General features: G+C 65.7%; 3 protein-coding genes. All 3 read left to right on the top strand.

Features of this window, described 5'->3' with window-relative positions; translation table 11 throughout:
- Positions 1–49 precede the first annotated feature (49 nt).
- Genes Q0693_RS06485 through Q0693_RS06475 form a run of 3 tightly spaced genes read left to right on the top strand, consistent with a single transcriptional unit; the run spans position 50 to position 3,162 of the window.
- Positions 50–1,252 (top strand): argininosuccinate synthase, encoded by a 1,203-nt coding sequence (locus Q0693_RS06485; protein WP_243031287.1) that lies wholly within the window; start codon positions 50–52, stop codon positions 1,250–1,252.
- Positions 1,242–2,630, top strand: a complete 1,389-nt coding sequence (gene argH / locus Q0693_RS06480) for an argininosuccinate lyase (RefSeq protein ID WP_298630108.1) — start codon at positions 1,242–1,244, stop codon at positions 2,628–2,630. Before Q0693_RS06485 ends, argH begins: the two co-directional genes overlap by 11 nt.
- On the top strand, positions 2,623–3,162 hold the full coding sequence (locus tag Q0693_RS06475; RefSeq protein ID WP_243031289.1) for an N-acetyltransferase: 540 nt from the start codon (positions 2,623–2,625) through the stop codon (positions 3,160–3,162). The genes argH and Q0693_RS06475 overlap by 8 nt, the downstream gene beginning before the upstream one ends.
- The last annotated feature ends 395 nt before the right edge of the window (positions 3,163–3,557 follow it).

Raw genomic sequence — 3,557 nt, 5'->3', positions numbered from 1 at the left:
TCGTGTATACTTATGCATACCCCCTCGAGGGGGTAGACTAGGGGTTGGCATGAAGATCGTCCTGGCATACTCCGGCGGGCTGGATACCAGCATCATCCTCAAGTGGCTTAAGGAAACCTATGGGGCCGAGGTCATCGCCTTCACCGCGGATATCGGCCAGGGGGAGGAGGTGGAGGAGGCCCGGGTGAAGGCCCTAAGGACCGGGGCCACCAAGGCCATCGCCCTGGACCTGAGGGAAGAGTTCGTGCGGGACTTCGTCTTCCCCATGTTCCGTGCGGGGGCGGTGTACGAGGGGTACTACCTTCTCGGCACCGCCATCGCCAGGCCCTTGATCGCCAAGTATCTGGTGAAGATCGCCGAGGAGGAGGGGGCCGAGGCCGTCGCCCATGGGGCTACGGGCAAGGGGAACGACCAGGTGCGCTTTGAGCTCACCGCCTACGCCCTAAAGCCCGATATCCGGGTCATCGCCCCTTGGCGGGAATGGCACTTTAGGGGCCGGCAGGAGATGATGGCCTATGCCGAGGCCCACGGCATCCCCGTTCCCGTGACCCAGGAAAAACCTTACTCCATGGACGCCAATCTTCTGCATATTTCCTACGAGGGGGGGGTCCTGGAGGACCCTTGGGCCGAGCCCCCTAAGGGCATGTTCCGTATGACCGTGGACCCCGAGGAGGCCCCCGATACCCCGGAGTACGTGGAGGTGGAGTTTGCAAGGGGCGACCCGGTGGCGGTGAACGGGGAGAGGCTTTCCCCGGCGGCGCTTCTCGCCCGCCTCAACGAGATCGGCGGCCGGCACGGGGTGGGTCGGGTGGACCTGGTGGAAAACCGCTTCGTGGGCATGAAGTCCCGGGGGGTGTACGAAACCCCCGGGGGAACCCTCCTCTACCACGCCCGGCGGGCGGTGGAAAGCCTCACCCTGGACCGGGAGGTCCTGCACCAAAGGGACGGGCTTTCCCCCAAATACGCGGAACTGGTCTACTACGGCTTCTGGTACGCCCCGGAGCGGGAGGCCCTCCAGGCCTACTTTGACCACGTGGCCCAGGCGGTCACGGGGGTAGCCCGGCTGAAGCTTTACAAGGGGAACGTCTACGTGGTGGGGAGGAAGGCGCCCAAAAGCCTCTACCAGAAGGACCTGGTCTCCTTTGACGAGCTCGGGGGCTACGACCAGAAGGATGCCGAGGGCTTCATCAGGATCCAGGCCCTAAGGCTTCGGGTTAGGGCCTTGGTGGAGGGGAAGGGCCATGGGGCATAGGACCTGGGGTGGCCGCTTCCAGGAGGGTCCAAGCCAGCTTGCCGCCCGCTTTAACGCCTCCTTGGCCTTTGACCGGGCCCTTTGGCGGGAGGACCTCTGGCAGAACCGGGTGCACGCCCGCATGCTCCATGGGGTGGGGCTTCTAAGTGGGGAGGAGCTGGAGGCCATCCTGAAGGGCCTGGACCAGATAGAGAAGGAGATAGAGGCCGGCACTTTCCCCTGGCGGGAGGAGCTGGAGGATGTGCACATGAACCTGGAGGCCCGCCTCATAGAGCTCATCGGCCCTCCTGGGGGTAAGCTGCACACGGCCAGGAGCCGTAACGACCAGGTGGCCACGGACCTCAGGCTTTTCCTCAGGGGGGCCGTGGACGAGCTTCTGGCCCTCCTCTTGGAGCTGCGCCGGGTTTTGGTGCAGGAGGCGGAAAGGTACCTGGAGCCCCTCCATCTCCTTCCCGGCTACACCCACCTGCAGCGGGCCCAGCCCATCCTGCTTTCCCACTGGTTCATGGCCTACTACGAGATGCTCCTGCGGGATGCCGGGCGCCTGGAGGATGCCAAAAAGCGCCTCAACCATAGCCCCTTAGGGGCTGCGGCCCTGGCGGGGACGGGGTTTCCCATAGACCGCCACTTCACCGCCAAGGAGCTGGGCTTCCAAGCGCCCATGCGCAACTCCTTGGATGCGGTGGCCAGCCGGGATTTTGCTTTAGAGGTGCTTTCCGCCCTCAACATCGGCCTGCTGAACCTTTCCCGCATGGCGGAGGAGCTCATCCTCTACAGCACCGAGGAGTTCGCCTTCGTGGAGATCCCCGATGCCTTCGCCACGGGTTCCTCCATCATGCCCCAGAAGAAGAACCCCGACATCCTGGAGCTCATCCGGGCCAAGACGGGAAGGGTCTTAGGGGCTTTGGTGGCCCTTTCCACCGTGGTGAAGGGGCTTCCCTTGGCCTACAACAAGGACCTCCAGGAGGACAAGGAGCCCCTTTTGGACGCCCTGGCCACCTACCGGGATAGCCTCAAGCTCCTCACCGCCCTTCTCCCCGGGCTCAGGTGGCGCCGGGAACGCATGTGGCAAGCGGCGGAGGAGGGCTATGCCCTGGCCACGGAGCTGGCCGACTACCTGGCGGAGAAGGGGCTTCCCTTCCGGGAAGCCCACCATGTGGTGGGGAGGCTGGTGCGGAGGCTTGTGGAGGAGGGAAGGCCCCTGAAGAGCCTCACCCTGGAGGAGCTAAGGGCCCACCACCCTCTTTTCGCCGAGGACGCCCTGCCCCTTTTGCAGTTGGAGACGGCCATCCACCGGCGCAAGTCCTATGGGGGCACGGCCCCCATGGCGGTGCGGGAAAGGATTCTGGAGGCAAAAAGGGAGGTGGGCCTTGCTTGAAACCCGGCTGGAACTCCCCACGGTTTCCCTGCCCGAGGTGCAAAAAGGCAGGGCGGTGGAGCTCAGGAAGGCCCGGCTTGCCGACGTGGAGGCCATCTACTGGCTCATCCGTTACTGGGCGGAGAAGGGCCTGATGCTGGTCCGTAGCCACAGCCACCTCTACGAGAACATCCGGGACTTCCAGGTCCTCGAGGACGAGGACGGCCACATCGTGGGCACCGTGGCCCTGCATGTGCTGTGGCGGGATCTGGCGGAGATCCGGGGCCTGGCGGTGCACCCCTTGCGGCAGGGGGAGGGCCTGGGCCGCTGGCTGGTCCTGGGGGCGGAGCGGGAGGCCAGGGACCTGGGCCTGCCCCAGGTCTTCGCCTGGACGCTTCAGGTGAACTTCTTCCGCTCCTTGGGCTACCAGGTCACCACCCGGGAGGCTTTGCCCCCCAAGGTGTGGAGCGAGTGCAACGCCTGCCCCTTCTATGAGAACTGCCGGGAGATCGCGGTCATCAAGCGCCTTTCCCCTGGGGCCTTTGGGGGCTAGAATGGGTGGGATGGGCACCTTGACCCGCCACCCGGAGGAGGCCATGGCCTGGGCCCGCCATGAGCCCATGGGAGGACGACAAGCCCTCCTAGGGGGAGGTCCCGGGCCTGCCCGGGGTCTGGGCCACGGGAAGGGGCCTGGGGGAGGGCGAGGCCCCTCTGTCCCTGGGCGAGGTGCGCAGGGATGTGCCGCGTGGCCAAGGGGCTTAGGCCGGTTGGTGGCGAGGCTAAAGGCCCTGGGGTCCGGTGCGCCTGGTCCGGCCTAACCCTGGTCGGGGCGGGATGGGCGTGGGCCTTTGGGGGCGCATCCTAGGGTGGGCATAGAGGAGGAGGAATGGCTGGCGTGAAGGAACGCGCGGTTTTGGTCCTGGAGGACGGCACCGTCTATCACGGCTA

The sequence above is a fragment of the uncultured Thermus sp. genome (assembly GCF_938010445.1).
Lineage (GTDB): Bacteria > Deinococcota > Deinococci > Deinococcales > Thermaceae > Thermus > Thermus altitudinis.
The sequence above is the reverse complement of the archived record's forward strand: the minus strand, read 5'-3'. Positions and strand labels throughout refer to the sequence as shown.

Excerpts from the sequence above, each read along its gene's own strand:
- Q0693_RS06485 (WP_243031287.1), top strand. The coding sequence starts at position 50 with ATGAAGATCGTCCTGGCATACTCCGGCGGGCTGGATACCAGCATCATC.
- argH (WP_298630108.1), top strand. The coding sequence starts at position 1,242 with ATGGGGCATAGGACCTGGGGTGGCCGCTTCCAGGAGGGTCCAAGCCAG.